Source organism: Clostridium sp., assembly GCF_040797585.1.
GTDB lineage: Bacteria > Bacillota > Clostridia > Clostridiales > Clostridiaceae > Clostridium_Z.
In genome coordinates this window covers 1-3,075 of record NZ_JBFNEO010000272.1, presented here as the reverse complement: position 1 = coordinate 3,075, position 3,075 = coordinate 1, and the positions used below count along the sequence as shown (strand labels likewise).

The following is a 3,075-nucleotide window of genomic DNA, read 5'->3' as shown; positions in this document are numbered from 1 at the left end:
TGATACTCTCCCTTGAGTTATATTCCCAAGAAACTTACATATATCTGAACATTTCATGCCACAAATGCTTCTCATGAGTACAACAATCATAGCTTTTACACTCACCATACTCTTTACACCCTTTAAATATATGCTATGTTTACTTACATTAAAATTTTCACATATGAATTCTAATATATTATCAATTGAATAGTCTCTTTTAATTATATGTCTTTGACTTCTGTATTCTGTTACATCATCAATAAACTCTATAGAATCTATATTTTTCCCTACACAAGTTCCTATAATATTTCTATATTTATTTCTAGCTTTCCTCAAATTCTTAGAAAACATACTGAGTATAAACTACTAGCTTAAATTCATCTTTCCTAATCCCTAAATATGTAGATAAACTAGAAAATCTATATTTCTCAGGTGACTTATTATACTCTTTTATGTCAGTTGGATTATTGTGTATATACAAAGAAAGTGCACATAGATACCTCTCATCTTTAACTATTTTACTTTTAAATCTATCCTGAAAAAGATGTCCATGTCTTTTATGTTTAATATTAAAATATCTAGCATATTTAAAATTTATAGCATGCATTATCTTGGATATATCAGCTCCACAACAATCAATTATAAAGTGAGCATGATTAGTCATCATACAATATCCATAAACCTTAAATAAATATAGTTTTTTGTACTGATTAATTATATTTATATAGGTTATCTTATCCTCGTCATCCTTAAAAAGATCCACCTCACTTATACTTCTGATCATTATATGATATATAGCTTTATCATCTTTAATTCTAGCTATTCTAGGCATAATATTCCTCCTATTCTGTTTTTATTATAAATTGTAGACCTAATTTGTGATTATTATTCTCTTATATGTATAAATGTTAACCGTCCCTAAACTAGGGACGGTTAACATTTGTACGCAACCTAAAATTTAAATTATTAATATTGCAACTAAAGTCGTCGCTCCTAGTCCTATTAATACTGGTTTCAAATTTCTCTTAGCAACCTCAAATGGGCTCAACCCACATATTGCTGCCGCAGGAATCACAGCCCATGGTACTATAGTTCCTCCTCCTATCCATATTCCAGATATCTGTCCCAAGGCAGTTAATGTTGCTAAAGAACTACCATTATCACCAGCAAAAAGTCTTGCTATAGATCCTACTAAGGGTATCCCTGAAAATCCAGACCCATCTAGTCCTGTTATTGCTCCAACCCCAGTTAGTGTAATAGCTGATACTGCCTTGTTTACAGGAACTAGGTATGCTAAATATGCACCTAAATCATTAACTATTCCTTTAGATGTTAAGGGTAAAATCTCTCCAAATACTTTTGTAATTGCCGAATCTCCCATATAAAAAAATGCAGCTACAGGAATTATGACTCCGAAAATCTTAAAACCAAACATTAGCCCATCTACTATATTTGATGTAACCTTTTCCCACACTTTATCTCTGTAGGCTATCAAAGCTACTATTGACAATATCATAAGAGCTGTCCCACCTACTAAAGCTGTAGCATCGCCTCCTTGAAGGTTGTATGAAATCATTAAACCAATGTCTATGGAAAATAACAATATAATTATTACTGCAAGAACTTTTCTTAATTTCTCTGGAATATATATTTTATCTTCCTCATTGTGACTAATTTTAAAGTCAACCATTACACTTTTTATCGTTCCATTTTTCATATCCTTTCTAAGAAAATAGAAAGCTGATATTACTGTTACAACACCCATTGTTATCTCTAAAGGTATTGACGCTCTCATGACTTCTGAAATTCCTATCCCTGCTGCATCTGATGTAAGCTTAGGAGCTGCTTGTATTATATAATCGCTAGATAAGGCTATTCCATATCCAAATATGGTCATAGATGTTGCAACTCCTATAGGTGGTAACCCTGCTTCTACTGCTATTGGAAGAAATATAGCTCCTATTAATGCTATGGATGGTGATGGCCAGAAGAACCAAGATATTATCATCATAAAGAGTCCTATTCCAAAATAAGCAATAGTGTAATTTTTCATAAATTTACTAAAGGGTCTTACTAACTCCTCATTTATTTTGGTATCTTTTAATACTCCGCTCATGGCTGTTATTATTGAAATTATGAATATTGTTGGCATAAGCTCTTTAGTCGCGTATATTAGTGAATTAAATACACCCATTAAAGATTTATAAAGAGATTCTGTTCCTATAATCCCTAACACTAAAACTCCAATAATACATAGTAAACTTGTATCCTTCTTTCTAATCATAAACAGTATAATTAGTATAATAAATATTAGATATACATAATGTATTAATGTTAAAGCTATCCCAAGTTAACCATCCCTTATTACTTAGTTATATTACAAAATATGCTAAATAAACAATGTGGTGCTTATATCCAATAGTCTTATCTATCTAAAGTTGGTCATAAGTTTTAACTCTAAGTAACCTCTTGCATTAATTAGTTGTTAACCGTCCCCAAATTAAAAGAGCTCACATAACAAGCTTGTAAGTCAGCTATAATTAGCTATACGAAACTTGCTAAATGAACTCTTTATATAATAATAGTTTATTCTATAACTCTATATTGTATACTTTAGAATACTTATTTCTTAAATAGTCTAAAAAATACTTAGAATTTAACTCTTCTCCAGTTACTTTCTTTATAAGCTCTGAAGGTTCATAAATACTACCATGTACATGAATATTATCATTTAACCACTTACCAATATAAGAGAATTCTCCCTCTTCTATCTTTTCATACATATCTGGCATATCTTTAAGCATCTTATTTAAAAACTGAGCTCCATAAATATTTCCAAGAGCATAGCTTGGAAAATATCCAAACATTCTGCCTGACCAGTGCATATCCTGAAGCACACCTTCCCTATCATCTTTAGGCTCTACCCCTAAGTATTCTTTATACTTTTCATTCCATACCCTTGGTAGATTTTCTACATTTAAGTTTCCATCTATCAACATTTTCTCAATCTCATATCTTATTATTACATGCAAACTATAAGTTAATTCGTCAGCCTCTACTCTTATAAATGATGGCTCTACCTTATTTATGGCC

Annotated in this window: 2 protein-coding genes and 2 pseudogenes; all 4 read right to left on the bottom strand. The window is 30.9% G+C overall.

From position 1 onward, the window contains the following. Positions 1 to 333 (bottom strand): annotated as a pseudogene (locus AB2369_RS12630) (transposase); the annotation flags it as partial. Continuing rightward, positions 323 to 814 carry a transposase gene (locus AB2369_RS12625; RefSeq protein ID WP_367666828.1) on the bottom strand — a complete coding sequence of 164 codons (492 nt, stop codon included), beginning with the start codon at positions 812 to 814 and terminating at the stop codon, positions 323 to 325. The pseudogene AB2369_RS12630 and the gene AB2369_RS12625, both read right to left, overlap by 11 nt. Positions 815 to 940: 126 nt before the next feature. After that, entirely contained in the window at positions 941 to 2,266 is a 1,326-nt protein-coding gene (locus AB2369_RS12620) for a hypothetical protein (protein WP_367666827.1), read from the bottom strand. A gap of 307 nt (positions 2,267 to 2,573) precedes the next feature. Continuing rightward, a pseudogene (locus AB2369_RS12615) lies at positions 2,574 to 3,075 on the bottom strand (carboxypeptidase M32); the annotation flags it as partial.

Excerpts from the sequence above, each read along its gene's own strand:
- AB2369_RS12625 (WP_367666828.1), bottom strand. The coding sequence starts at position 814 with ATGCCTAGAATAGCTAGAATTAAAGATGATAAAGCTATATATCATATA.
- AB2369_RS12620 (WP_367666827.1), bottom strand. The coding sequence starts at position 2,266 with ATGATTAGAAAGAAGGATACAAGTTTACTATGTATTATTGGAGTTTTA.